General features: G+C 70.9%; 22 protein-coding genes and 1 pseudogene. 12 read left to right on the top strand and 11 right to left on the bottom strand.

The window, feature by feature from the left end; genetic code table 11:
- Positions 1-184: 184 nt before the first annotated feature.
- Positions 185-367 (top strand): hypothetical protein, encoded by a 183-nt coding sequence (locus OG588_RS21620; RefSeq protein ID WP_318017052.1) that lies wholly within the window; start codon positions 185-187, stop codon positions 365-367.
- A 26-nt stretch (positions 368-393) separates the two neighbouring features.
- On the opposite strand, the gene OG588_RS21615 is transcribed toward OG588_RS21620, so the two are convergent.
- Positions 394-2,037: a DNA repair helicase XPB gene (locus OG588_RS21615; RefSeq protein ID WP_019057233.1), complete on the bottom strand. Its 1,644-nt coding sequence runs from the start codon at positions 2,035-2,037 to the stop codon at positions 394-396.
- A gap of 135 nt (positions 2,038-2,172) precedes the next feature.
- On the opposite strand from OG588_RS21615, the gene OG588_RS21610 reads away from it, so the two are divergent.
- Positions 2,173-2,655 carry an NUDIX hydrolase gene (locus OG588_RS21610; protein WP_405953180.1) on the top strand — a complete coding sequence of 161 codons (483 nt, stop codon included), beginning with the start codon at positions 2,173-2,175 and terminating at the stop codon, positions 2,653-2,655.
- A gap of 74 nt (positions 2,656-2,729) precedes the next feature.
- Here the strand turns inward: OG588_RS21610 and OG588_RS21605 are convergent, their stop codons facing one another.
- The gene (locus tag OG588_RS21605) at positions 2,730-5,384 is read right to left on the bottom strand and encodes a helicase-associated domain-containing protein (protein ID WP_405948730.1); all 2,655 of its coding nucleotides are present in this window, start codon (positions 5,382-5,384) and stop codon (positions 2,730-2,732) included.
- Positions 5,385-5,514: 130 nt separating this feature from the next.
- Between OG588_RS21605 and OG588_RS21600 the strand changes: the two genes are divergently transcribed.
- Complete coding sequence (locus tag OG588_RS21600) at positions 5,515-6,510, top strand: hypothetical protein (protein ID WP_405948729.1); 996 nt, start codon at positions 5,515-5,517, stop codon at positions 6,508-6,510.
- A 51-nt stretch (positions 6,511-6,561) separates the two neighbouring features.
- Positions 6,562-7,227 carry an HAD family hydrolase gene (locus OG588_RS21595; protein ID WP_405948728.1) on the top strand — a complete coding sequence of 222 codons (666 nt, stop codon included), beginning with the start codon at positions 6,562-6,564 and terminating at the stop codon, positions 7,225-7,227.
- Here the strand turns inward: OG588_RS21595 and OG588_RS21590 are convergent.
- Positions 7,206-7,454, bottom strand: a complete 249-nt coding sequence (locus tag OG588_RS21590; RefSeq protein WP_019057238.1) for a hypothetical protein — start codon at positions 7,452-7,454, stop codon at positions 7,206-7,208. The genes OG588_RS21595 and OG588_RS21590 overlap by 22 nt on opposite strands.
- Before the next feature lie 151 nt (positions 7,455-7,605).
- Here OG588_RS21590 and OG588_RS21585 point away from each other — a divergent pair, with 151 nt between their 5' ends.
- On the top strand, positions 7,606-7,989 hold the full coding sequence (locus OG588_RS21585; RefSeq protein WP_019057239.1) for a cold-shock protein: 384 nt from the start codon (positions 7,606-7,608) through the stop codon (positions 7,987-7,989).
- A gap of 162 nt (positions 7,990-8,151) precedes the next feature.
- Here OG588_RS21585 and OG588_RS21580 read toward each other — a convergent pair whose 3' ends face one another.
- The 4 genes from OG588_RS21580 to OG588_RS21565 all read right to left on the bottom strand — a co-directional run bounded on the left by OG588_RS21580 (position 8,152) and on the right by OG588_RS21565 (position 11,647).
- On the bottom strand, positions 8,152-9,015 hold the full coding sequence (locus OG588_RS21580) for a 1,4-dihydroxy-6-naphthoate synthase (RefSeq protein ID WP_405948727.1): 864 nt from the start codon (positions 9,013-9,015) through the stop codon (positions 8,152-8,154).
- The gene (locus OG588_RS21575; RefSeq protein ID WP_405948726.1) at positions 9,012-9,716 is read right to left on the bottom strand and encodes a futalosine hydrolase; all 705 of its coding nucleotides are present in this window, start codon (positions 9,714-9,716) and stop codon (positions 9,012-9,014) included. The genes OG588_RS21580 and OG588_RS21575 overlap by 4 nt, the downstream gene beginning before the upstream one ends.
- Entirely contained in the window at positions 9,686-10,150 is a 465-nt protein-coding gene (locus tag OG588_RS21570; protein WP_019057242.1) for a hypothetical protein, read from the bottom strand. Before OG588_RS21570 ends, OG588_RS21575 begins: the two co-directional genes overlap by 31 nt.
- A 72-nt stretch (positions 10,151-10,222) precedes the next feature.
- Positions 10,223-11,647: an MFS transporter gene (locus OG588_RS21565; protein WP_405948725.1), complete on the bottom strand. Its 1,425-nt coding sequence runs from the start codon at positions 11,645-11,647 to the stop codon at positions 10,223-10,225.
- 479 nt (positions 11,648-12,126) lie between these two features.
- Between OG588_RS21565 and OG588_RS21560 the strand changes: the two genes are divergently transcribed.
- Complete coding sequence (locus OG588_RS21560) at positions 12,127-13,053, top strand: DUF3027 domain-containing protein (RefSeq protein WP_405948724.1); 927 nt, start codon at positions 12,127-12,129, stop codon at positions 13,051-13,053.
- 37 nt (positions 13,054-13,090) lie between these two features.
- On the top strand, positions 13,091-13,645 hold the full coding sequence (locus tag OG588_RS21555; protein ID WP_405948723.1) for a Uma2 family endonuclease: 555 nt from the start codon (positions 13,091-13,093) through the stop codon (positions 13,643-13,645).
- Here the strand turns inward: OG588_RS21555 and OG588_RS21550 are convergent.
- Positions 13,639-14,511: a helix-turn-helix domain-containing protein gene (locus OG588_RS21550; RefSeq protein ID WP_405948722.1), complete on the bottom strand. Its 873-nt coding sequence runs from the start codon at positions 14,509-14,511 to the stop codon at positions 13,639-13,641. The genes OG588_RS21555 and OG588_RS21550 overlap by 7 nt on opposite strands.
- 422 nt (positions 14,512-14,933) lie before the next feature.
- On the opposite strand from OG588_RS21550, the pseudogene OG588_RS21545 reads away from it, so the two are divergent.
- Together OG588_RS21545 and OG588_RS21540 are read left to right on the top strand one after the other, a co-directional pair.
- Positions 14,934-15,800 (top strand): annotated as a pseudogene (locus OG588_RS21545) (helix-turn-helix domain-containing protein).
- Entirely contained in the window at positions 15,797-15,988 is a 192-nt protein-coding gene (locus OG588_RS21540; RefSeq protein WP_405948721.1) for a DUF397 domain-containing protein, read from the top strand. The pseudogene OG588_RS21545 and the gene OG588_RS21540 overlap by 4 nt, the downstream one beginning before the upstream one ends.
- 130 nt (positions 15,989-16,118) lie before the next feature.
- Here OG588_RS21540 and OG588_RS21535 read toward each other — a convergent pair whose 3' ends face one another.
- A complete protein-coding gene (locus tag OG588_RS21535) occupies positions 16,119-16,391 on the bottom strand; it encodes a hypothetical protein (RefSeq protein WP_405948720.1) in 273 nt (90 codons plus the stop codon).
- Between the two features lie 150 nt (positions 16,392-16,541).
- Complete coding sequence (locus OG588_RS21530) at positions 16,542-16,895, bottom strand: hypothetical protein (RefSeq protein ID WP_405948719.1); 354 nt, start codon at positions 16,893-16,895, stop codon at positions 16,542-16,544.
- A gap of 208 nt (positions 16,896-17,103) precedes the next feature.
- Between OG588_RS21530 and OG588_RS21525 the strand changes: the two genes are divergently transcribed.
- The gene (locus OG588_RS21525; protein WP_405948718.1) at positions 17,104-17,814 is read left to right on the top strand and encodes a PH domain-containing protein; all 711 of its coding nucleotides are present in this window, start codon (positions 17,104-17,106) and stop codon (positions 17,812-17,814) included.
- Positions 17,815-17,898: 84 nt separating this feature from the next.
- Here the strand turns inward: OG588_RS21525 and OG588_RS21520 are convergent, their stop codons facing one another.
- Positions 17,899-18,552 carry a calcium-binding protein gene (locus OG588_RS21520; protein WP_405948717.1) on the bottom strand — a complete coding sequence of 218 codons (654 nt, stop codon included), beginning with the start codon at positions 18,550-18,552 and terminating at the stop codon, positions 17,899-17,901.
- Positions 18,553-18,727: 175 nt separating this feature from the next.
- On the opposite strand from OG588_RS21520, the gene OG588_RS21515 reads away from it, so the two are divergent.
- Together OG588_RS21515 and OG588_RS21510 are read left to right on the top strand one after the other, a co-directional pair.
- A complete protein-coding gene (locus OG588_RS21515; protein WP_405948716.1) occupies positions 18,728-19,465 on the top strand; it encodes a LuxR C-terminal-related transcriptional regulator in 738 nt (245 codons plus the stop codon).
- 107 nt (positions 19,466-19,572) lie between these two features.
- Positions 19,573-22,719: a sacsin N-terminal ATP-binding-like domain-containing protein gene (locus OG588_RS21510; RefSeq protein ID WP_405948715.1), complete on the top strand. Its 3,147-nt coding sequence runs from the start codon at positions 19,573-19,575 to the stop codon at positions 22,717-22,719.
- Positions 22,720-22,721: the final 2 nt, after the last annotated feature.

The following is a 22,721-nucleotide window of genomic DNA, read 5'->3' as shown; positions in this document are numbered from 1 at the left end:
AGGCGGGCAAGAGCGAAGATTCTAGTGAGGGGGGCCTGGTGAGGGCCAATCGTTTTTCATCCCCTAGGGGACGCCCCCTCCACCCAGGAGGGGAACGGGTCCACCCGGAGGCGTACACGGGCGGCCCGCAGGTTGGCTCTCTGGACCGATGCCGCCCTTATGTCCCAAGACGCACCATGGAGTCATGAGCGCAGCAACCATCACCCCGGTCCCCGTCCGCCCGTCCGGTGCCACACCGGTCGCCGGCGGCAGCCACCCCCATCGCCTCGGCAATGCCCTGCGCGCGATAAAAGTGTTCGCGGGCGCCGCGTTCAGCGTGGTCGTCCTCGGCGAGTACGGCGAGGAAGCGGGTGTCCGCCGTAAGTGACCGCCGGGGTCACCTACGGCGGGTGCTCAGTTCTCCGCGAGGATCTCGTCCGCGTCCATGATCCGGTAGGCGTACCCCTGTTCCGCGAGGAAGCGCTGGCGGTGGGCGGCGAAGTCCTGGTCGATCGTGTCGCGCGCGACGACGGAGTAGAAGTGGGCCTGGTGCCCGTCGGCCTTCGGCCGCAGCACGCGGCCCAGCCGCTGAGCCTCCTCCTGACGCGAGCCGAACGTGCCCGACACCTGGATGGCGACGGTGGCCTCCGGCAGGTCGATGGAGAAGTTCGCGACCTTGGACACCACGAGCACGCTGATCTCACCCTCGCGGAAGGCCCCGAAGAGCTTCTCCCGCTGGGCGTTGGAGGTCTCGCCCTTGATCACGGGCGCGTTCAAGTGCTCGCCCAGCTCGTCGAGTTGGTCGATGTACTGCCCGATGACAAGGATCTGCTGACCGGCGAACCGGCGCACGATCGCCTCCGTGACCTTCCGCTTCGTCGCGGTGGTCGCACAGAAGCGGTACTTCTCCTCGGCCTCGGCGGTGGCGTACGCGAGCCGCTCGGACTCCGTGAGATTGACGCGCACCTCGACACAGTCGGCGGGCGCGATGTATCCCTGCGCCTCGATCTCCTTCCAGGGCGCGTCGAACCGCTTCGGCCCGATGAGGGAGAACACGTCCGACTCGCGTCCGTCCTCACGCACGAGGGTCGCGGTCAGGCCCAGTCGCCGTCGTGCCTGCAGATCCGCCGTGAACTTGAAGACGGGCGCGGGCAGCAGGTGCACCTCGTCGTAGAGGATGAGCCCCCAGTCGCGGGAGTCGAAGAGCTCCAGGTGGGGGTAGATCCCCTTCCGCCGCGTGGTCAGCACCTGGTAGGTGGCGATGGTGACGGGCCGGATCTCCTTCCGCGTCCCGCTGTACTCGCCGATCTCCTCCTCGGTGAGCGAGGTCCGCTTGATCAGCTCGTGCTTCCACTGCCGGGCGGAGACGGTGTTGGTGACGAGGATCAGCGTGGTCGACTTGGCCTGCGCCATGGCCCCGGCGCCGACGAGGGTCTTCCCGGCTCCACAGGGCAGCACGACGACACCACTGCCACCGTGCCAGAAGTTCTCCACGGCCTGCTTCTGATACGGCCGCAGCGCCCACCCGTCCTCGTCCAGCTCGATCGCGTGCGCCTCACCGTCGACGTACCCGGCGAGGTCCTCGGCCGGCCAGCCCAGCTTCAGCAGCACCTGCTTGATCTGCCCGCGCTCGGAGGGGTGCACGGCCACGGTGTCGGGGTCGAGCCGGTTGCCGACGAGCGGAGCGACCCGCTTCGAGCGCAGGATCTCCTCCAGCACAGGCCGGTCGGTGGTGGTGAGCACGAGCCCGTGCGCCGGGTGCTTGCTCAGCGTCAGCCGGCCGTACCGGTCCATGGTCTCGGCGATGTCCACGAGCAGCGCGTGCGGCACGGGATACCGGCTGTACTCCACCAGCGCGTCCACGACCTGCTCGGCGTCGTGCCCGGCGGCCCGCGCGTTCCACAGCCCCAGCGGCGTCACCCGGTACGTGTGGATGTGCTCGGGCGCCCGCTCCAGCTCGGCGAACGGCGCGATGGCGCGCCGGCACTCGTCGGCTCGCTCGTGATCGACCTCAAGGAGCAGGGTCTTGTCGGACTGGACGATGAGGGGGCCATTCACGCGCGACTGCCTTTCTGCGGGGCTCGCCGGGCCTGGAGGACTCGGGACGGCCAAACGTCCAGTGTGCACTACCGGTCGATGATCACGGCGGGGTGCTGAGAGGGTGGGGTCATGGGAGAGCTGAGGGTGGAGGCCATGGGCGAACTGGTGGAGCGGGTCGACGAGCAGGACCGGGTGCTCGGGGTCGTGGATCGGGGCGAGGCCATCACGCACCACTGGCTGCACCGCGTCGCGACGATCGTGTGCCGGGACGGGGCGGGCCGGTTCCTGGTGCACCGGCGGGCGGCGGACATGTCCCGGTTCCCGGGGCAGTACAACTTCATGGTCGGCGGCGCGGCGGAGGTCGGGGAGTCCTACGAGGAGGCGGCGGCCCGCGAACTCACCGAGGAACTCGGGGTGCGGGCGCCGGTCCGGTTCGCCTTCAAGTACCTGTGCCGGGGCGAGATCAGCCCGTACTGGCTGGGCCTTCATGAAGCGGTGGTCGATGAGGACATCACCCCCGACCCGGACGAGATCGCCTGGCACGCGTGGGTCACGGAGGACGAGCTGCGGGAGATGGCCCGGCGTCCGACGTTCGTGGCGGACTCCGTCGAGGCACTGGCCCGCTACCTGAGCTGAAGCGAGCCGGTCCGGGGCACCCTCGCCGCGAAAGTGTGACACTTCGGCGAAAAGTGTCACACTTTTTCAACCACCTACCCCTCCGCCAGCTCCGCCACCCCCGTCACCCGGTGCAGCGGATACGTCCGTACCTCGTCCGCAGTGTGGTCGTACGCGGTGACGAAGCCGCCCTCCACGCGGATCGGGGCGATGACGCGCTGGCTCGCGGTGCCCTCGGCGTTGACGTAGCCGATCCAGAGGGTGTCGCCGGTGAGGACGGCGGCCTGCATGGTGGCGAGGGTCTCGGCCGAACTGGTGCGGGGGAGTTCGCCGTTCGGCGACGGGGTCGATTTGAGGGGTGTCGTGGAGGCGCGGTCGCCCGCCCTGATCGCGCGGATGGCCGCCGACAGGAGCGTGGTGTCCGGGGTCGGCGGGCCGTCCGGCACCGGTTCCGGGGCCGTGCGGGGCGGGCTGCGGTGGGCGTGGGCCCGGGTGATGACGACATCGCCGTCGGCGGACTCGGCGGCCGGCGCGAAACCCATCGCGCGCAGCCCGTCCAGCAGCGCCGCCGGGTCGGCCTGCGCGGCCAGCACCGTCGGCGCGAGGCGGCGCAGCCGCAGGCCCGCGGACCGTTTGTCGGCCAGGATCTCGGAGAGCACGGCGTCGTCGTCGCAGCGCACGTACGCCGAGGCCGCGCCGATCCGCAGATGGCCGTGTCTGCGGGCCACGTCGTCGATCAGATAGGCGAGGGGCTGCGGAACCGGCGTACGGGAGTGCGCGGTCAGGAAGTCGTGCAGGTCGGAAGCGGAACGGCCCGCGTCCAGCGCGCGGCGCACCGAACCCGGCGTGAAGCGGTAGACCGTCGCCCCGCCCTTCGACTCCACGTCCGCGAGCACGTCCAACATGTCCGCCAACGGCCGCTCCAACGGGCCCGGCGCCACCGCCGTCAGGTCCGCCTGGAGCAGGACATGGTCCAAGGGCTCGGGGAGAAGCGGCGCGAGGAGACGAGCGGCGGCGGCACTCGCCGTGGCCTGCTCGGCGGGGGAGAGGGGTTGGAGGGAAGCGGGCGGGCGGTGGTGATGATGGACGGGGAGCTTGTCGCCGGGGCCGGAGGGATCGGACGGGGCTGACGGGGCTGAGGGGTCTGAGGGGTTGGCGACGCCGGAAAAGCCGGCCACCGCGAGCCCGCCACCCCCACCCCCGCCCTCCACACCTCTGCCACTGCCACTACCTCTGCCACCCGCCACCGCGCCCCGCAGCCCCAACAACGCCCGCCCCTGCGCCGACAGGGCCCCCCGCCCCGTCACCCCCAACATCTCCGCCTCGCTCAACGTCCACCGGGCAAGCCGACTACGCAGATCGTCGCCCTCCTGCGGACCCGCCTGCGCACCCCCCGCCCCCCGAACCGGCCGCTCCCACCGCAACCGCGCCAACACGGACTCGGCGGACGGCGAGGCCCCCTCAGGGAGCCCGGCGAGCAAGCCCAGCACCCGGTGCCGTACCTCCGGAGCCGCCGACCGGTCCAGCCCCGGGCCCAGCGCGGACAACGTCCGGTCCTTCCCGTCCCGCCCGCCCACCAGCCCCGACGTCCGGGTCGCCGTGAGCCACGCCTCCGCGAGCCGGGCCCAGCGCTGCGCGGCGGGCTGCTCCAGCCACTCGTCGTGGGCCGGGGTCGCCGCGTACCGTTCGTCCGTCTCGCCGTCGGAGGCCAACAGGCCCGCCGCGTAGGCGAGTTCGACCCAGAACGCGGCGACGGGCTCCGCGACATCCAGCGCGACCGCCGTCCGCTTCAGGTCACGGACGCTGAGGCCGCCCGCGCGCATGACCGTCGGCCCGCCCTCGTCCCAGTCCTTCAGCAGCTCCTCGACCGTCGCCAGCGCGGTGTACGCCTGCCCGGCCGCCGTCGTGTCCACAACCTGTGGACGGTGCGTCGCCTTCGCCTCGACCGCCGGAGCCACCGGCTCCGCCGCGCGGTGCGCGCGCCCGGCCCGCAGATGCAGGGCCACCTCACGGGGGAGCACGACCGTGCCGGGCGCGGTGGGCAGCAGCAGCCCCCGGTCGATGAGCCAGCGCAGCCGGGCCGCGGGCTCGGCGGTCACCTGCCCGTAGGGCGGCCCCCAGACCAGCCGGTTCAGCACTTCCAGGGACTCCTCGGGGGCACCGGCGAGCAACGCCTTCATCCGCCTCCGGGCCGTGAACAGCTTGGTGAGCGCGGCCACCGCGGAGACGGAGTCATGCGTGGAGGGCAGGCCCACCGCCGTCACGATCTCCTGGATCCGGCCCGGCGACATCCCCGCCGTGGCCTCCGCGACCGTGGGCCCGAGCCCGGTCGGCGACGGGTGCTGCGGCGACGGCGCCAGCAGCTCGAGCGCCGTCCGCACCAGCCGCAGCCGGTCGTCAGCGCCCCACACCAACGCCTGCTCGCGCAGGGTCGCCAGGGCGCGCGGCAGCGCGTCGGTGACGGCCGGATCGCGCGCGTCCCCCGCCATCAGCCCGAGCAGCACGTCGTACGGCGCCGGGTCCGCCGCCACGGCCAGCGCCTCCGCCGTCTGCAGCGCGAAACGGTCCAGCCGCTCCAGCGCCCGCACGACCGACCCGCGCGTGCCGGCCCGGGTGGCGAGCTGGGTGAGGTCGGTGGGAACGGGCGTGATGAGGTCGGGGCGGCTGCGCAGCAGCGCGGCCAGGGAGACGTCGTCCCTGGTTCGGAGTGCCTCCGCGAGCGAACGGGGCGGCGTGGCCGGGGTGCTCATCCGACCCACGGTAGCGGGTGGGGGTGACGGTGGGGGAGCGCGTACGACGTGAGGTTCCCGGCATCGGGCCTGCTGGCGGTAACGTCTGTCACCGAGGGGTATCCAACGCACCCGCCCCTGAGGGGACTTCGTGGGTATCGAGAGCGACCAGGTCGTCTACGAGTATCTGAGCCGCGTCGGTGACGTCGCGCACCAACGGCAGCTGCCCTCGGTCGTGCGGATGCGGCTCGTGTCCGAGCTGCGCAACGAGATCGACCGGCGCCGGGCCGGGTCCACCGTGGACACACCGGCCGCCGTGCAGCGCATCCTCAAGGGCATCGGCACCCCGGAGGCGGTCGTCACCGCGGCCGGCACCGGCGCCGGCGTCCCCCGGACACCGACGCCCTCCGTCCCCGTACAACGGGACCACGAGGACGATCTACGGCCCAAGGGCCTGCGCCGGGTCGTACCGCTGCCGCGCACCCGCCTCACCAAGTCCGCACCCGAACCGGCGTCCCCGCCCGACAACTCCGCCTCCTCACCGCACCTCGCGAGCGCGTCCGAACTCGGCGCGAGCGTCATGCAGCCCGACTGGTGGCGGGTGGAGAGCGGCAACGGATTCGCGCTCGGCGACAGCGTGCCCGGGTTCACCGGCGGGGTCGAGATCCCCGAACTCCTCAAGCCCCCGCCGCCCAAGGAACCCCCGAAGGAGACGCCGACCGCACCGGTACCGGCGACCGCCCCGGTGATCGAGCAGGCTTCGGTGGTCCCCGCCCGGCGCCGCCGTATGGTCCCCCGCCTCCCCGCCGGACGCTGGTCCAACCCCCTCCTGCTGATCGCCGCCGCGCTGCTCGTGGTGGGCGCCGCACTCGGCAACTGGTTCGCGCTGCTGCTGGGTTGGCTCATCGCGTACGCCTCGCGGCGGCTGACCGACGCCGAGACGAAGGCGGCGGTGATCGGCCTGCCGACGGCGGCCGTCGTGGCCGGCATCGTCTGGCTGTGGGGCAGGAACACCGGCCGCTGGGGCACCCCCATCGCCCAGGGCCATATGAACGCCGCGATCTCCGAGACCTGGCCGTGGGTGGTGCGGGGCGCGGCGGTGGCGTCGGCGCTGTATCTGGTGTGGCGGTCGCAGCGGCAGCGGTAGGGCCGCCGGGTGTTCGGTGGGCCGGTGGGATTGTCGTAGCGACTGGGCACAATGGCCCATATGATCTCGCGCGCCCAGAACAGTGACCGGCCCACCGCCCTTCCCGCCCTGACCGTCGGCTTCGACCTCGACATGACCCTCATCGACTCCCGGCCCGGGATCCATGCCGCCATGCTGGCACTGGCGGAGCGGACGGGGACGTACATCGACGCCGATCTGGTGGTCACCCGGCTCGGGCCGCCGCTCGGGGACGAGTTGATCAACTGGTTCCCGGCGGACGAGGTGCCCGCCATGGCCGACCTGTACCGCGAGATGTACCCGTCGATCGCCATCGCCGCGACCCCCGCGATGCCCGGCGCCCCCGAGGCGATCGCGGCCGTACGCGCGGCGGGTGGGCGGGCGGTCGTCGTCACCGCGAAGTACGAGCCCAACGCGAAGCTGCACCTCGCCCACCTCGGCATCGACGCCGACGCGGTGATCGGCAACCTGTGGGCCGAGCAGAAGGCGGAGGCGCTGCGCGAGGAGGGCGCGAGCGTCTACGTCGGCGACCACGTCGGAGACGTGCGCGGAGCCCGAACCGCCGAGGCCCTGTCGGTCGCCGTGGCGACGGGCCCGTGCGACGCCGACGAACTGCGCGCCGCCGGGGCGGACATCGTGCTCGCCGACCTCACCGAGTTCCCGCGATGGCTTTCGGACTACCTTCCGGCCCGCGCCTGACGACGCCCCGCGGCGACGGACTGGAGCACGCCTCCGGCGGCGAGCAGGAATCCGACGCCCATGAGCATGCTCAAGAGGTACATGTACGTCGGAAAAGGCGTCGTGTGGAGCAACAGCGGTACCACGGTGACGAGTGTGGCCACCGCACCGAGGAAAAAGACGATGGCACCGGCACGGATCAGTCGGTCGCCGGCCGCGGCGGAATTCGTTTGGGTTTTGTCGCGCACTGGACCAGGGTAGTTCCCTGCGCAAAGGAACAACCCGGCGACGTCTTGTCACCGGCCTGAAGACCATTAGCCTTGGTACCGGCGGGTCCCGACGACCCGCCGGTCTGCTATCCGAAGCAGTTTTCCGACGAGTACGAGGACGAGGACAGACGTGCCTACCGGCAAGGTCAAGTGGTTCAACAGCGAGAAGGGCTTCGGCTTTCTCTCCCGTGACGACGGCGGTGACGTCTTCGTCCATTCCTCGGTTCTGCCCGCCGGAGTTGATGCCCTGAAGCCCGGACAGCGCGTGGAGTTCGGGGTCGTCGCCGGTCAGCGCGGCGACCAGGCCCTCTCGGTGACCCTGCTCGACCCGACCCCGTCGGTCGCGGCGGCCCAACGCAAGAAGCCGGACGAACTGGCCTCCATCGTCCAGGACTTGACCACCCTCCTCGAAAACATCACACCCATGCTGGAACGCGGCCGCTATCCCGACAAGCCCGCGGGCGCGAAGATCGCGGGCCTGCTGCGCGCGGTGGCTGACCAGTTGGACGTGTAGATATCCGGGAGATCCAGCGGATGTGAGTGAGGGGGCCTCTCGGCGCAGGCCGGCAAAATCTAGCCCGTCCGGCGTTTGAGGACGAGGCCCCTTCAGGGCCGTTGGGGGTCTGGTGGCGCAGCCCCCAGGGACGGCGCCACCAGCTCAGGGCAACCGGGAAGTTCAGGGAAACGCGAGCGCGTTCGGTCCCAGTGCGGGCACCAACCCCTCCGCCGCCGCTCGCGTCAGCAACCCCCGGATCGCCGCGTACCCGTCGTCCCCCAGATCCGCCGTGAACTCGTTGACGTACAGCCCGATGTGCTGGTCGGCGACGCCCGGATCCATCTCCTGCGCGTGCGCCATGACGTACGGACGAGAGGCCTCGGGATCGTCCCAGGCCGCGCGGACGGAGACCCGTACGGACTCGGCGAGGAGGTTCAACACATCCGCGCCCAACGACCGTTTCGCGATGATCGCGCCCAGCGGGATCGGCAGCCCGGTCGTGGCTTCCCAGTGTTCGCCCATGTCCGCGAGCTTGTGCAGCCCGTAGTTCTGGTACGTGAAGCGCGCCTCGTGGATGACGAGCCCCGCGTCGACCTTCCCATCCCGCACGGCCGGCATGATCTCGTGGAACGGCATGACGACGATCTCGCCGACCCCGCCCGGAATCGTGTCGGCCGCCCAGAGCCGGAAGAGCATGTACGCCGTCGACCGCTCGCTCGGCACGGCGACGGTACGCCCGGTCAGGTCCACGTCCGCGCCCCGGGTGAGGACCAGCGGCCCGCACCCCCTCCCCAACGCGCCCCCGCACGGCAGCAGCGCGTACTCGTCGAGAACGTACGGCAGCACGGCGTACGACACCTTCAGCACATCCAACTCACCGCGTTCGGCCATGCCGTTGGTGATGTCGATGTCCGCGAAGGTCACGTCGAGCGCGGGCGCACCCGGCACCCGGCCATGGGCCCAGGCGTCGAAGACGAACGTGTCGTTCGGGCACGGGGAGAAGGCGATCCGCAGAGGCTCGGTGGATTCAGTGAACGGGGTCATACCTGTCTCCAACTCTCCAGTACGGGCGCACACTTCCCGAATCCCTCCGTCAGGGCCGCGAGCGCGTCGCCGATACGCCAGGCGGTGCGGTCGCGCGGGCCGACGGGGTTGGAGACCGCGCGCAGTTCCAGGACGGGGATGCCGTGCGCGGCGGCGGCCTCGGCGACGCCGAAGCCCTCCATCGCCTCGGCGAGGGCCCGGGGGTGGCGGGCGCGGAGTTCCGTGGCGCGGGCGGCCGTTCCGGTCACCGTGGAGACGGTGAGTACGGCTCCGGTGCGGGCGCCGGTCGCGGCCGCGAGGTCTCGTACGAGTGCACTCGGCGGACGGTGGGTGACGGCCCCGAAGCCCAGCTCGGTGACCGGGACGAACCCGTCCGGGGTTTCCGCGCCCAGGTCGGCGACGGTGATCTCGTCGGCGATCACGAGGGAACCGACGGGCGCCTCGGGCTGGAAGCCACCGGCGATCCCGGCGGAGACGACGAGGTCGTACGAGGCACCGGCGAGGGCGATGGCCGTAGCGGCGGCGGCAGCGGCGGGACCCACCCCGGCGGCGATGACATCAACCGTGCACAAGGTGTCGCTCGTGAACGCCCGTGCCACCGCGTCCCGTTCGGCGGGGACGGCGGTGGCGACGAGAATCCGTACGGAAGACGGAGTGGACGGGGACGTGGTCAGGAGTCCTTCTTGAACTTGAAGGACCACAGGCCCTTGACCGTCTTGTCGCCCTCCTTGATGGAGACGACGGTCGAGTTGCCGGTCGCGCCGTACTGGGTGTTGAAGAACACGCTGCCGGGGATCGTGCGGTACGTCTTCTTGCTGGAGTCGGTCAGCGGCTGACCGTTCATCAGGATCGTCCAGCCGTTGTCGGCGATCTTCGGGTCGACACCGAAGCGCACGGTCTCGTCCGGGTCGACCGAGATCGACGTGGAGGCCTTCAGGCACTTCGTCAGCTCCGCGGTCTTCACCGCGTCGCCGTCGTTGTAGCAGGTGGCCTCGGTGTGGACCGAGTTCCTCCCGACGGTGATCGTCGAAACCGGCGTCGGCTTGTCGCACGCCGACAGGACGAGCAGTCCGGCGGAAACGGCGCCGGCGGCGGCGACGGCGCGGCGGCGTCGCACAGCGGATTGCATGGTCATGGGGCGAAGGCTATCGGGCCCGTCCAGTACTCCCCCCACGTGGGGTGCGGCGTGCCGGGCCGGGTGTGCGGGTTAGGCCACTCGCGGGCGTCCGCTGCCGCCCTGCCGGGCCGAGGAGAGCAGCCCGCGCAGGGTGGTCAGCCAGCCCAGGGCGATGACTCCGGCGGCGAGGGTGAAGCCGAGGGCGCCGTTCAGCGGCATGACGATGCCGATCGCGCCGCCGAGCACCCAGGCCATCTGGAGCATCGTCTCGGACCGCGCGAACGCCGAGGTCCGCACCAGCTCGGGCACGTCCCGCTGGATCAGCGCGTCCAGGGACAGCTTGGCCAGCGCCTGGCAGAACCCTGCCGTAGCCGCGAGACAGGCCACCAGCACGGCCCCGAAGAAGAGCGCGGCGGTGATGGCCGCGCCCAGCACCAGCGCGACCACGGTCACGATGATGAGTTCCGGCGCCCGCTGCCGCAGCCAGGAACCGACCGCCGTACCGAGCGCGTTGCCCACGCCCGCCGCGACGGCGACGATGCCCAGCGACACGGCCGCGCTCTGCCCGGTCATCGGATGGTCGCGCAGCAGGAACGCGAGGAAGAAGGTCAGGAAGCCCGACAGCCAGCGCAGGGCCGCGTTGGCGCCGAGCGCGTGGGTGACGGCGATGCCGACCGTGCGCAGCCCCGGACGCTTGACCTCCTTGGGATGCGGCCCGTGCAGATGGTCCGCGTCCGCCGCGAGCAGCGCCGTGTCCTCGCCCTTGGCCGAGTCGACCTTGGGGTCCAGGAAGAAACACAGGACGGTACCCGCGACGAAGATCACGAAGGCGCCGTAGAGCGGCCAGGGATCGCCGATGGCGTGCAGCCCGCCCGCGATCGGGGCGGCGACACCGGTGGCGAGAAGCCCGGCGAGGGTGACTCTGGAGTTGGCCTTCACCAGGGAGATACGGGGTGGCAGCAGCCGGGGCACCACGGCGCTTCTGACGACGCCGTACGCCTTCGAGGCGACCAGAGCGCCCAGGGCGGCCGGATACAGCTCCAGGCTGCCGCTGGCGACCGCGCCGGAGATGATCAGCGCGAGGAGGGCACGGGCCAGCATCGCGGCGGCCATCGCGGCGCGGCGCCCGTGCGGAAGTTTGTCGAGGAGAGGCCCGATCACCGGCGCGAGGACGGTGAACGGAGCCATGGTGATCGCGAGATAGAGAGCGACCCGCCCCCGGGCCTCGTCGGTCGGCACGGAGAAGAAGACGGTCGACGCGAGGGCGACGGTGATCATGACGTCACCGGCGCCGTTCACCGCGTGCAGCTCGATCAGCCGGCCGAGCCCCGACTCGCCCGCGCCGTGCGCGTGCGTCGCCTTGCGGATACCGCGGGCGGTACCGGTCACCGGGAAGTGCAGGGCACGACCCATCGCACGGACGGAACCGCCAACCCGGCCCGAACCGCCACCTCGGATGTTCCCCTTCGTGCCACCGATCCCGGTGGCACCTTGGGGCGCCCTCGCGGCTGCCACCCCGTCATAGTGCCCCGAGAACGGCGTGAGTAGTGCGGTTACCGCGCGTATGGAGGCGTACAGGGGCGAATTCTGGGCCGGTGCACAGCTCGCCGGGTGGCCGGTGCACAGGTCTGCGGGTGGCCGGTGCACAGGTCTACCGGTGGCCGTCACAGGTCCCTGTCCGGTCGCCGCTCAGGTCGCCGCTCAGGTCTCTGTTTGGTCGCCGCGCAGCGCCCAAGGGGCTGTCGGTGTGGGCGCATGGCGCGAGAGAAGGTAGCGTGCGTAGCGCGCCGTGGCGATTGTTCTCGGCCGCGCGCCTCTCGGCCATCCCGCAGAATGGATGGCGTAGGCGTGCCCGAGCGCGATCGGGTGCGGACGTCGACGCGGCCCTCCACCAGTGCCCCCAAGGGCCTGGTACATGTCTTTCAGCCGCTCCGTCCGCTCCCTTCGCCACACCAGGCGCACCCGTGAGACGGCGTAGGAGAGAAGCGATACCTGTGAGCGCAGCGACCACGCGAAGCCGCACCCCCGACCGCCTGTGCGCCGAGGCCGTCGACCTCGCCCGTGCCGCAGCCGAGGAGGCCGCCGCCCCCGGCGTGGTCGGCGAACACGCGGGCTTCGAATCCGAGGGCGACCGTGTGGTCACGCACTTCTTCGAGTGCAAGGAGTTCGGCTACCGGGGCTGGCGCTGGGCGGTGACGGTCGCGAGGGCGTCCCGCGCGAAGCTGGTGACCCTGGACGAGGTCGTCCTCCTCCCCGGCCCCGACTCCCTCCTCGCCCCCGAATGGGTCCCGTGGAGCGAACGCCTCCGCCCCGGCGACATGGGCCCCGGCGACCTCCTCCCCACGGACGCCGAGGACCTCCGCCTGGAGCCCGGCTACACGGGCGAGGACGAGCCCCCGCCGAACTCCGCGGTCTCCGAGGAGATGGCGGAACTGGTCGAGGCGGAGGACGCGGAGGTGACGGCGGGTACCCCCGCCACCCTCCCCATGGCCCCCACCCGGGGCTCGATCGCCTCGGTGGCGGAGGAACTGGGCATCCGCCGCGCCCGAGTCCTCTCCCGCTACGGCCTCCACGTCGCCGCCGACCGCTGGGAGGACGGCTTCGGCTCGAAGACCCCGATGGCCCAGGCGGCCCCCGCGGCCTGCGTCAGCTGCGGCTTCCTGGTCGCGATTGGCGGCTCCCTGGGCCAGGCGTTCGGAGTCTGCGCGAACGAGTTCTCCCCGGCGGACGGCCACGTCGTGTCCTTGTCCTACGGCTGCGGCGGCCACTCCGAAGCAGCGATCATGCCCAAACCGCCCCAGCCCCCGGCCCCGGTGATCGACGAGACGATGGTGGACCCGTTCCCGCTGCGGCCTGCGGCGGATTCGGGGTCGGTCTCGGTGGGGGCGGACGAGGAAACGGCGGAGTTGGGGCACTCGTAGGGCCGTATTCTGGCGGTACACGGGAAGGAGCAGCGCCATGAGCATCGACTCGACGATTGCGCGTACCGAGTTCCCCGAAGGGCACGTGGTTTTCTTCGGAATCGACGGGAAGATCATCTTGACGCCGCAGAGTTTCGAGCACTCCAGCACTATCCGGTCGATGCAGATCGACTCGCTCTCCCTCGGCCGTCACGCGAAGGTCGCCTCCGACGTGTACATCGATTTCCCCGCCGACGAGAACTCCGCCCCCGACTTCGCCATCCTGCGCGAGGACGCCCACCGCGAGGGCACGCGCTACAGCTTCGAGGACGTCCTGCTGATCTCCGAGGTCGTCTCGACCTCGTCCGTCCGCAAGGACTACGACGACTGCACCGCGAAGTACGGTCGCTACGGCATCCCGGTCTACCTGGTCGTCGACCCCTACGCGCGGGAAGTGGTCCTCCACACCCAGCCGACCGGCACGGGCTACATCGCTGCCCACACCCACAAGTACGGCACCGGCAAGCTCCCCATCCCTTTGGCAGACGGCCGCACTTTCACCCTCGACCTCGACCAACTCCCGCTGCCGGAGCCCGAGGCGGACGTTCACTGACCAATGCGGCCGGCGGCAACCGGAGTACGGCAGTCATGGCAATGTCCCGGCGTCGGTGAGCGGAAGGCGCGGTCGCAGCGGTCGCAGTTCTGGAGTGGGTGGCGTACGGCCGGTGGTGGGGCCGGGGCGCGGAACGGTGGTGGGGGCGGGAGTTGGGCCGTCAGCCGGTGGGCCAGGAGGGCTGCGGGCCGACGTAGCGGATCGGATGGCAGGTCCGTGGTCAGGGTGTGGCGTACGGCTGTGGGGGCCACGTCCCGCTCCAGCCACGCGGCGACTCCCTGCGCCAGGTGGGCCGTGTCGCAGGCCGACAGGAGCAGGCGGGGGTCGTGGCGGCGGAGGCCTGTGAGGAGATCCGTGGCCTGCTGGATGAGCGCGGGGGAGGGGTAGGCCGGACGCGGTACGGGCGGCAGTGCCTTGCGGGGCGTGTGCTTCTTCGGCTTCTTCGGTGTCGCCGGGGCATGAGTGTCTCTACGGCTGCTGCCGGGCTGGTTGCAGGAGATGGTGCGGGTGATGATGCGGCCGTCGGGGATGCGGTGGCGTTCGCGACGGAGGTAGCCGTGGGTCTCCAACTCCCGTAGCGCGGCGGCGATTCGGGTCGTGCCCTCGGGGAAGCGGGCGGCGAGGGTCTTGATGTCGACGCGGGTGCCTGCGGGGAGGGACTGGATGTGGACGCCGAGGCCGATCGCCAGGGCCGACAACTCCGGGTGCTGGGCGAGGTGGTTGCCGATCACCGTGAAGCGGGTGGTGTGGCGGGCGTTGTCGTGAGTCAGCCCAACGCCGTGGGCGCGGTACCGCTGGTTCGGGTGTTTGTCGGCGGTGTGCCGGGACTGAGCGCGCGGGGGCGCGCTAATGTCGTGCGTATCCATCGGGAAGGCTCTTCTTCCTTGGTGGTCAGGCCCTCGCCTTGGGATGCCAGTCCCGGCGAGGGCCGTCGTATGTCTGCTGTCTGCTGTCTGCGGTTGTGTCGCGCTGAGCGTAGATCACGCAACCTGCCCGGAATCCAGCCTAGTTGGTGATGTTCACCCAAATGGGCGAATGGCGGATCCGGCTGCCGGGAGGGTGGGGTGGGGCTTGGTGGGGGTCCTTTCACCGTCGTGGGTTCTTGGGAAAAGGCGCCACCTGCACCGGAGTTCGGGTTTCTGGAGTTCGGTGGGTCTGCCGTGAGCTGTGACGTGTTCGTTGCGTACGGTGACTGTCCAGGCGTTGTCCGGTCGTGTCCAGGCTGTCGGGACCGGTTACGCGGGTAGGGGCGTCGCGGCACGGTCGTACGGATCAGGAGGGGTGCGGGATGAGTGAACCGGAGCAGGTCAACGGCGAGGTGGATGAACCGGGTTGGGAGGTGGACCCGGACGACGAGTGGGGGTTGGCGGTCCTCGCGACGGTCGGGCGGCAGCTGAAACTGCGGCGCGAGGCGGTGGGGATGAGGGTCGGGGACTTCGCTGTGGCGGTGGGGTGCGGCGAGGACCTGGTCTACAAGATCGAGGGCGGGAAACGGATTCCGCGGCCCGAGTATCTGGACTAGTCCGAGGAGGTGTTGGGGGCGGACGGGCTGATCTCGGCGATGAAGGAGGACGTGGCCAAGGTCCGCTACCCGAAGAAGGTGCGGGCGCTGGCGAAGATGGAGGCGCAGGCGGTCGAGCTTCAGCTCTACGATCCCCTGAACATCCACGGGTTGCTGCAGACGCCGGAGTACGCACGCACCCTTCTCCTGATGAGGCGCCCCGCGTATACCGGGGACGAAGTAGAGCGGTACATCGCCGCGCGCCTGGCCCGCAAGACGATCTTCAAGCGGGACCCCGGGCCCGAACTCGGCTTTGTCCTGGAGGAGTGGACACTTCGGCGTCCGCTCGGAGGGAGGGAGTTGCTGCGCCGACAGCTGGAACACCTGCTGAAGACAGCACAGTTGAGGAACGTCGAGCTTCAGGTAATGCCGATGGACCGCGAAGAACACGCGGGAGTCGACGGCGGAATCGATGTGCTGAAGTTCGCCGACGGCTCGGCGGTGGGACGCTCGCCGGTCCTGGCGAACGGTCGGCCGGTCTCGGAACCCAAGCTGCTACGTATCCTTGAACTGCGGTATGGCATCAGCCGGGCTCAGGCTCTCACCCCGCGTGAGTCGACAGCCTTCATCGAGCAACTGCTGGGGGAAACGTGATCCGCGAGCCCGAACTAACCTGGTTCAAGAGCAGCTACAGCAGCAGCTCCGAAGGCGACTCCTGTGTCGAGGTCGCCGTAGTCCCCGGCACAGTCCACATCCGTGACTCCAAGAACACTGAGGGCCCCCGGTTCACCGTCACCCCGGCCGCATGGACGGGGTTCGTGCACCAGCTGGGAGGGGTGTGACCGCGCCTGAACTGATCTGGCCGGCTTCGTCCCCCGCTCCCCCCGGCACCCACCCTCAAAAAGTGTGACACTTCCCGCCGAAGTGTCACACTTTCGCGGCGAAGGGTCCCCGCACGCTGGGAGATGTGCCTCACACACCCGCGAACGGGTCGCCCAGAACGCCGGCCAGCCGGATGAGTCCCGGGCCGTCCCCGTCGGTCGTCACCGCCGCGTAGACCGTGTAGGCCCAGCCCCGCTCGGCCGCGTACTGGGACGCCCAGGTCAGGACTTCGTCGATGTCGACCTCGCCCAGGACCTCGTACTCGTGCGCGGTGACCGCCGCCACGTCCCAGAAGTAGACCCGATACTGGGCATGGTCCTGCTCCCACGTGGTGTCACGAGGGTCGATGCCGCGAATGTCCATGAAGTGACCCTAGGGAGTGGAGGCCGACGGGTCACTTCACCTCGACGGTCTTGGAGTGACCGCCGTCGATGTTGCCGGGGACGGGAGCGGTGATCTGGCCCTTGATGTATCCCGTGTACATCCCCGGAGCGGACACCTGCCGACCGGCGGTCAGGGGTCTGTAGAACGTGGCGCCTTGCCGCTCTTGATCACCTGGGTCTGGTCGGAGGTCGCGACGACGAGCTTGGGGCCGATGAACGGTCCTCGCTGAAGGCTGCCCTGGATGCGGACCGTGACGGACGGATAGGTGCCGGTGCAGGTGACCCGGGTCTTGAACAGGATGCGGCGGTCCGAGGCGCCTGAGGACCAGTGCGGGTTGTTGGGGGTGGCCTCGCAGGCCGCGCCGCCCGCCGTGAATCTGACGGTGGGGCCACCCGGTTCCTGACCGCCCGCGCTCGCGGGAAGGACGGTCAACGCCCCCACGCTTGCCGCTGCCGCGATGATCACGCCGATTCGGTAGGACATGATTAGCCCCTTTTCGTGTCGAATTGGAAGGTCGGTTCAGACGATATGTGCCTTGCCTCTGATTCGTCCTCAGGTACCGGTCGGACGAGTGAAGAGCAGCTACGGCAGCGGCACCCAGGGCGAGTCCTGCGCTCATAGGTGCCGGTCGTAACATCCCCTCGCCCTGGCGCATCAGCCATGAAGGGCCTTGAAAACGGGGGGAGTTCCCATGAATGACGGGATCGAGCGGGAGTACCGCAGGCACCGGGGCGTGCCGGCGGCGAGCGTCACCCTGGGGGCTGTGGCGGTTTTCGTCGTCGTCACCGCGCTGAACTCGCTGTCGTCGACCGGGCTGACGAACTGGCAGGTGCTGGTCTTGGTGCTCTGGCTGTTCATCGGTGGCCGGGTGGTGCTGGAGCAGTGGTGGGCGCGTACGTTCGTCACGGCCGACGGAGTCACCGTGCGGGGGCCGCTGCGTACTCGTACCTGGACCTGGGCCGACGTCTACGGCATCCGGGTCGAAGAGGTCAGGCGGGGTAGTCCTCGTTGGCAGGCGTACCTCTACGGCGGCGACGGGCGCCGGGTCCGCCTCCACCACCTCGACGAGCTTCAGGTGGACGCCCCGGCCGACGAGGCCGCCGACCTGTGCGCCACCGCCGTACGGCTCGGGCTCGCGTCGTTCGGTATGCGGCCCGAGGTGGAGGAGCGCATCCTGCGCGACGCGCGACGGCGTACGGCGGGGCAGCGGGCGTTGCTCGCCGACCTGGTCGTCGTGGTCGCCATGTTCGTCCTCGACGGCTGGATGATCTTCACCGACCGGCCGACGCACTCGTACCTGCTGCTCCTGGGCGTTCCGTTGCTCTGCCTTCCCGTGTTCTTCCTCTTCCTGGACCGTCTCGGCGAGACCTTCGCCGACCGACGTTCCCCGGACCACGCCTGAAGCCGGGAAACCCACGGCCGACGGGGTCGCCCTCCCCTTGCCGGAGGGCGACCCCGTCGAACCGGAACCGAGTCGACGTGTGGGTCAACTCGCCTCGCACCCGACCCTGGTGTCGACACGGTCGGTCACACAGCGATCCCAGCCGGCGTAGCCGAGGACGGTGTCACGAACACCGTCACGCGCGTACAGCGTGTCGTTGCCCGCGCTGCCCCTGAGGAGGTCATTGCCGGAGCCGCCGGTCAGGGTGTCGTTGCCCCAATTCACGGCGAAGTTCTGGCCGTTCCCGCCGTCCAGCGTGTCGTTGCCCGCGTCTCCCCAAAGGGAGTCCTTGCCCGCGAACCCCATCAGACGGTCGCGACCGGCCCCGCCCACGATCTGGTCGTCGCCGGCCCCGCCCTGAATGGTGTCGGCGCCGTTGCTGCCCGCGATGCGATCCGTGCCGGCACCGCCCACGAGCCAGTCGTTGCCGTCCCCTCCGCAGATGACGTCGTTGCCCCCGCCTCCATTGATCGTGTCGTTTCCGCCCAGGCCGGCGATGATGTCCCTGGCCGGTCCGGCGTTGATGGTGTCGTTGCCCGCTCCTCCCCACACGGTGGCCGTCAAGCCGTAACAGGTCGGCGTCGGGGCCGCGGCCGCGTCTGTCTGGATGGCGGCCGTGGCCGCCAGGGCCAGCACCACGGCTCCGGCCCCCGCGAGGATCTTCGTCCGGCTGATCCTCGGCCTGGTTCGTCCGTTCATGAGCTCTCCCCGTCCATGGATCCCCTCGTTCGAGGGGGCGGATGTTCCGTGGTCCACGGTGGCCCCGCCCCCTCGTGGCCACCATTCGCCATTCGGCGAATCCTCCGGACCCCGATACCGGGCAAAGGGGCGTAGCTTCGAAGCAGCCGGAGGCGGTGGAAAGGGGGCCGCGGTCATGAGCCGTCACTCGATCACCGAGCGCCACCTGCGGGCGATGCTCGACGTCATCGACGAGGCACGGCACAGCACGACGGACGAGGTCCCGCCGCTGTCGCTGCTCGAGGGACTGGGGCGGCTGGTCCCCTGCGACCTGGCGGAGTTCTGCGAGGTGGACCTGCCCACCCGGTCCCCGCTGGGGGATCAGGCGGTGGAGTACGGGGGCCACTACCCCCCGGTGGACGACGAGGCCTGGTGGCGCTTCAAGCACCAGCACCCCCACTGTGTCGCGGTCGAGCGGAGCCACGGTGATCTGGAGGTTTCCCAGCTGTCGGACCACCTGCCCACGCGGGAGTTCCGGAACCTGGCCCTGTTCAGCGAGTACATGCGCCCCTTCACCACCATGATCGTGGTGACCCTGCCCACCGCTCCCGGCCGCATCCGCATGTACAACCTCAGCCGCGAGCACGTGCGCCCCTTCAGCGAACGGGACCGGCTCACACTGGAGTTGATGCGCCCGTACCTGTACGACATCTACCGCGAGGCCGCTCGGCGACGGCAGACGCCCGTCCGGTTGACGCTCCGTGAACTCGACGTCATGCGTGCCGTGGCGAAGGGCCTGAGCAACGGAGCCATCGCGGGGCAGTTGGTGGTCGAGCCGAGCACTGTCCGCAAGCATCTGGAGAACGTCTACCGCAAGCTCGGGGTGTCGAGCCGTACGGCGGCTGTCGCGCGGCTGTTCCCCGAGACGTCGTGAGTGGCCGGAGCACCCATCCCAACCCCCGTCTCCACACCAGCCCCGCGCAACCCCCTCCCCTCCGCGCGGTACCTTCATCGCGACGTCGATGAGGAGAGTGAACGTACGTGAGTAAGTTCGTGCGGCCCGCTGCCGAGGGTGCCGATCCGTTCGGTACCGCCCGTCTGCGGCGTCGGGTGCTCGACGCCTGGGCGACCAGCCCGGCGCGGTTCCGGGAGGACGCCAACGCCGAGGAGGACCTCGTCCTCGGCGGGTACCGGGACCGCCTCGTCGTAGAGCTCGCCCAGAACGCCGCCGACGCCGCCGCCCGCGCCGGCGTACCCGGCCGACTCCGCCTCACCCTCCGCGACGGCGTCCTGTGCGCCGCCAACACCGGCGCCCCCCTCGACGCCACCGGTGTCGAATCCCTCTCCACCCTTCGCGCCTCCGCGAAGCGCGACGCGGGCGACAGCGCGGTCGGCCGTTTCGGCGTCGGCTTCGCCGCGGTCGTCGCGGTGACCGACGAACCCGCGGTCGTCGGAAGGCACGGCGGCGTCCGCTGGTCGCTCGCCGAGTCCCGCGCCCTCGCCGACGACACCGCCCGCCACAGCCCCGGCCTCGGCACCGAGATCCGCCGCCGCGACGGCCACATCCCGCTGCTCCGCCTCCCGTTCGCCGCCGAGGGCACCGCCCCCGACCCCTACGACACGGTCGTCATCCTCCCGCTGCGCGACACCGCAGCCGAGGACCTCGCCGAGCGCCTCCTGGGCGCCGTCGACGACGCCCTGCTGCTCGCCCTCCCCGGCCTGGCCGAGGTCGTGATCGAGGTCGGCGACGACGCCCCCCGCACCCTCGGCCGCCGCACCGACGGCGCCGACACGGTCGTAGAGGACACCCGCGACGGAACCACCCGCTGGCGCACCGCCGCCGCGCACGGCACGCTCGACAAGGAACTCCTCGCCGACCGCCCCGTAGAGGAACGGTCGCGCCCGTACTGGTCCGTCACCTGGGCCGTCCCCGTCGACGAGGACGGCACCCCCGCCCGCCCCCGCACGACCCCCGTCGTCCACGCCCCCACACCCAGCGACGAACCCCTGGGCGTACCAGCCCTGTTGATCGCCTCGCTCCCCCTCGACACCACCCGCCGGCACGCCGCCCCCGGCCCGCTGACCGACTTCGTCGTGGAGCGCGCGGCGGAGGCGTACGTCGAACTCCTCGCCGCCTGGCGCCCGGTGACCACCGGCATCATCGACCTCGTCCCCGGCCCGCTGGGCAAGGGCGAGTTGGACGGCACCCTGCGCCAGGCGATCCTGCAGCGCCTCCCGCGCACCGCCTTCCTCCCACCCGCGATCAAACCCCGCACCGACGACAACGAACTCCCCACCGACGAATCGGAGTTGCCCGAGTCGCTACGACCCCGGGACGCCGAGGTCGTCGAGGGCGCGGGCGCCGACACCGTGCAGGTCCTCGCCGAGGTGCTCCCCACCCTCCTCCCCGCGGGCCTCGAACGCCGCGTGGAACTACGGACGTTGGGCGTAGCCCGGGTCCCCCTCACCGACGCGGTCGACCGCCTGGCAGGCCTGGAGAAGGACCCCGCCTGGTGGCGCAGCCTCTACGACAGCCTCGCGGGCGTGGACCCGGACCGCCTCACCGGCCTCCCCGTCCCGCTCGCCGACGGCAGGACGACGATCGGGCCCCGCCAAGTCCTCCTCCCCACCCCCGACTCCGCCCAGGTCGAACCCGAAGTCCTCGCCCGGCTGGGCCTCAAGGTCGCCCACCCGGACGCGGCGCACCCCCTCCTGGAGAAGCTCGGCGCACTCCCCGCGACGCCCCGCGCGGTCCTCACGACACCCCAGGTACGAGCCGCCGTAGCAGCCTCCCTCGACGACGAGGGCGGCGCCGTATGGGACGAACCGGCCCCGGACGCCGAGGAGTTGGCGGACACGGTGCTGGCTCTCGTGCGGGACGCGGATCTCGAACCCGGTGACGAACCCTGGCTGGGCGCTCTCGCCCTCCCCGACGAGGAGGGCGAACTCGCGCCCGCCGGTGAACTGGTCCTGCCCGGCAGCCCGTTCGCCCAGGTGATGCGCGAGGACGAACTGGCCTTCGTCGACGCCGAGTTGGCCGACCGCTGGGGCGAACAACCCCTGGCCGCCTGCGGAGTCCTCGCCACCTTCGCCCTGGTCCGCGCCACCGACGTGGTCCTCGACCCCGACGAACTGGAGCCCCGGGACAGCGACTTCGCGGAACCGGACGACCCCGGCCTGCTGGACTCCGTGGACGTCTGGTCGGAAGACGTCCTGGACCGCTTCCCCGACACCCCCGTACCTCCCGTAGCCACGGAACTGGTCGCCGTACGCGACCTGGACCTGGTGGACGACGACCGCTGGCCCCAGGCCCTCGCCCTCCTCGCCCAGCCCCCACTCCGCGACGCGATCACCCAACAGGTCCGCATCCTCCTCCCCGACGGCTCGTACGAGACCGTACGGCCGTACACGGCATGGTGGTTGCGAGGCCACCCGGTACTGGACGGCCGCCGCCCGGCGGGCCTCCTGGCCGCCGGCGGAGACCCCCTCCTCCGCGGCCTCTACGACGAGGCGGACGCGACCGGCTTCGACGACGAACAGGTACTGCGCGCCCTCGGCGTCCGCACCTCCGTCGCCGCGCTCCTCGACGAGCCCGGCGGCGCCGCCGAACTCCTCGACCGCCTCGCCGACCCCGACCGAGAGGTCACCGGCGCCCAACTGCACGCCCTGTACAGCGCGTTGGCCGACCTCGACCCGGACCAGGTGACCCTCCCGGACGACCTGCGTGCCGTGGTCGACGGCGAGGTGACAGTCGTGGACGCGGCCGACGCCGTGGTCGTCGACTCACCCGACCTGCTCCCCTTCACCTCCGGCACCCCACTCCTCCCCGTACGCCCGTCCAGGGCAGCCGAGTTGGCGGAACTCTTCCAGGTCCGCCGCCTCAGCGAGTCGGTGACGGGGTCGGTGGACTCGGAGGGCACCGAACACGACGTACCGAATTCCGTCCGCGTCCTCCTCGGCCCCCTCACCCCCGCGACCTACGTCGAACACGAGGAACTCGTCGTGGACGGCGTGGAGATCGACTGGCGCCGGACACGGGACGGGGTGCTGCACGCGTCGACGCTGGAGGGCGTAGCGGCGGGTCTGGCCTGGGCGGCCGGGCAGTGGCCACGCCGTTTCGAGGTGGCGGCGCTGCTGGAGGACCCGTCCCGGACCGAGGAGTTGGCGCGGGACCGCTGGTTCGACTGAGC

Source organism: Streptomyces prunicolor, from assembly GCF_045162825.1.
In the GTDB taxonomy this organism is placed as follows: Bacteria; Actinomycetota; Actinomycetes; order Streptomycetales; family Streptomycetaceae; genus Streptomyces; species Streptomyces prunicolor.
Note: the sequence above shows the minus strand (reverse complement) of the source record. Positions and strands in the feature narration are given on the sequence as shown.

Excerpts from the sequence above, each read along its gene's own strand:
- OG588_RS21535 (WP_405948720.1), bottom strand. The coding sequence starts at position 16,391 with ATGGACATTCGCGGCATCGACCCTCGTGACACCACGTGGGAGCAGGAC.
- OG588_RS21570 (WP_019057242.1), bottom strand. The coding sequence starts at position 10,150 with ATGACCATGCAATCCGCTGTGCGACGCCGCCGCGCCGTCGCCGCCGCC.
- OG588_RS21555 (WP_405948723.1), top strand. The coding sequence starts at position 13,091 with ATGAGCATCGACTCGACGATTGCGCGTACCGAGTTCCCCGAAGGGCAC.
- OG588_RS21515 (WP_405948716.1), top strand. The coding sequence starts at position 18,728 with ATGAGCCGTCACTCGATCACCGAGCGCCACCTGCGGGCGATGCTCGAC.
- OG588_RS21605 (WP_405948730.1), bottom strand. The coding sequence starts at position 5,384 with ATGAGCACCCCGGCCACGCCGCCCCGTTCGCTCGCGGAGGCACTCCGA.
- OG588_RS21550 (WP_405948722.1), bottom strand. The coding sequence starts at position 14,511 with ATGGATACGCACGACATTAGCGCGCCCCCGCGCGCTCAGTCCCGGCAC.
- OG588_RS21520 (WP_405948717.1), bottom strand. The coding sequence starts at position 18,552 with ATGAACGGACGAACCAGGCCGAGGATCAGCCGGACGAAGATCCTCGCG.
- OG588_RS21580 (WP_405948727.1), bottom strand. The coding sequence starts at position 9,015 with ATGACCCCGTTCACTGAATCCACCGAGCCTCTGCGGATCGCCTTCTCC.
- OG588_RS21620 (WP_318017052.1), top strand. The coding sequence starts at position 185 with ATGAGCGCAGCAACCATCACCCCGGTCCCCGTCCGCCCGTCCGGTGCC.
- OG588_RS21595 (WP_405948728.1), top strand. The coding sequence starts at position 6,562 with ATGGCCCATATGATCTCGCGCGCCCAGAACAGTGACCGGCCCACCGCC.
- OG588_RS21530 (WP_405948719.1), bottom strand. The coding sequence starts at position 16,895 with ATGTCCTACCGAATCGGCGTGATCATCGCGGCAGCGGCAAGCGTGGGG.
- OG588_RS21610 (WP_405953180.1), top strand. The coding sequence starts at position 2,173 with ATGGGCGAACTGGTGGAGCGGGTCGACGAGCAGGACCGGGTGCTCGGG.
- OG588_RS21525 (WP_405948718.1), top strand. The coding sequence starts at position 17,104 with ATGAATGACGGGATCGAGCGGGAGTACCGCAGGCACCGGGGCGTGCCG.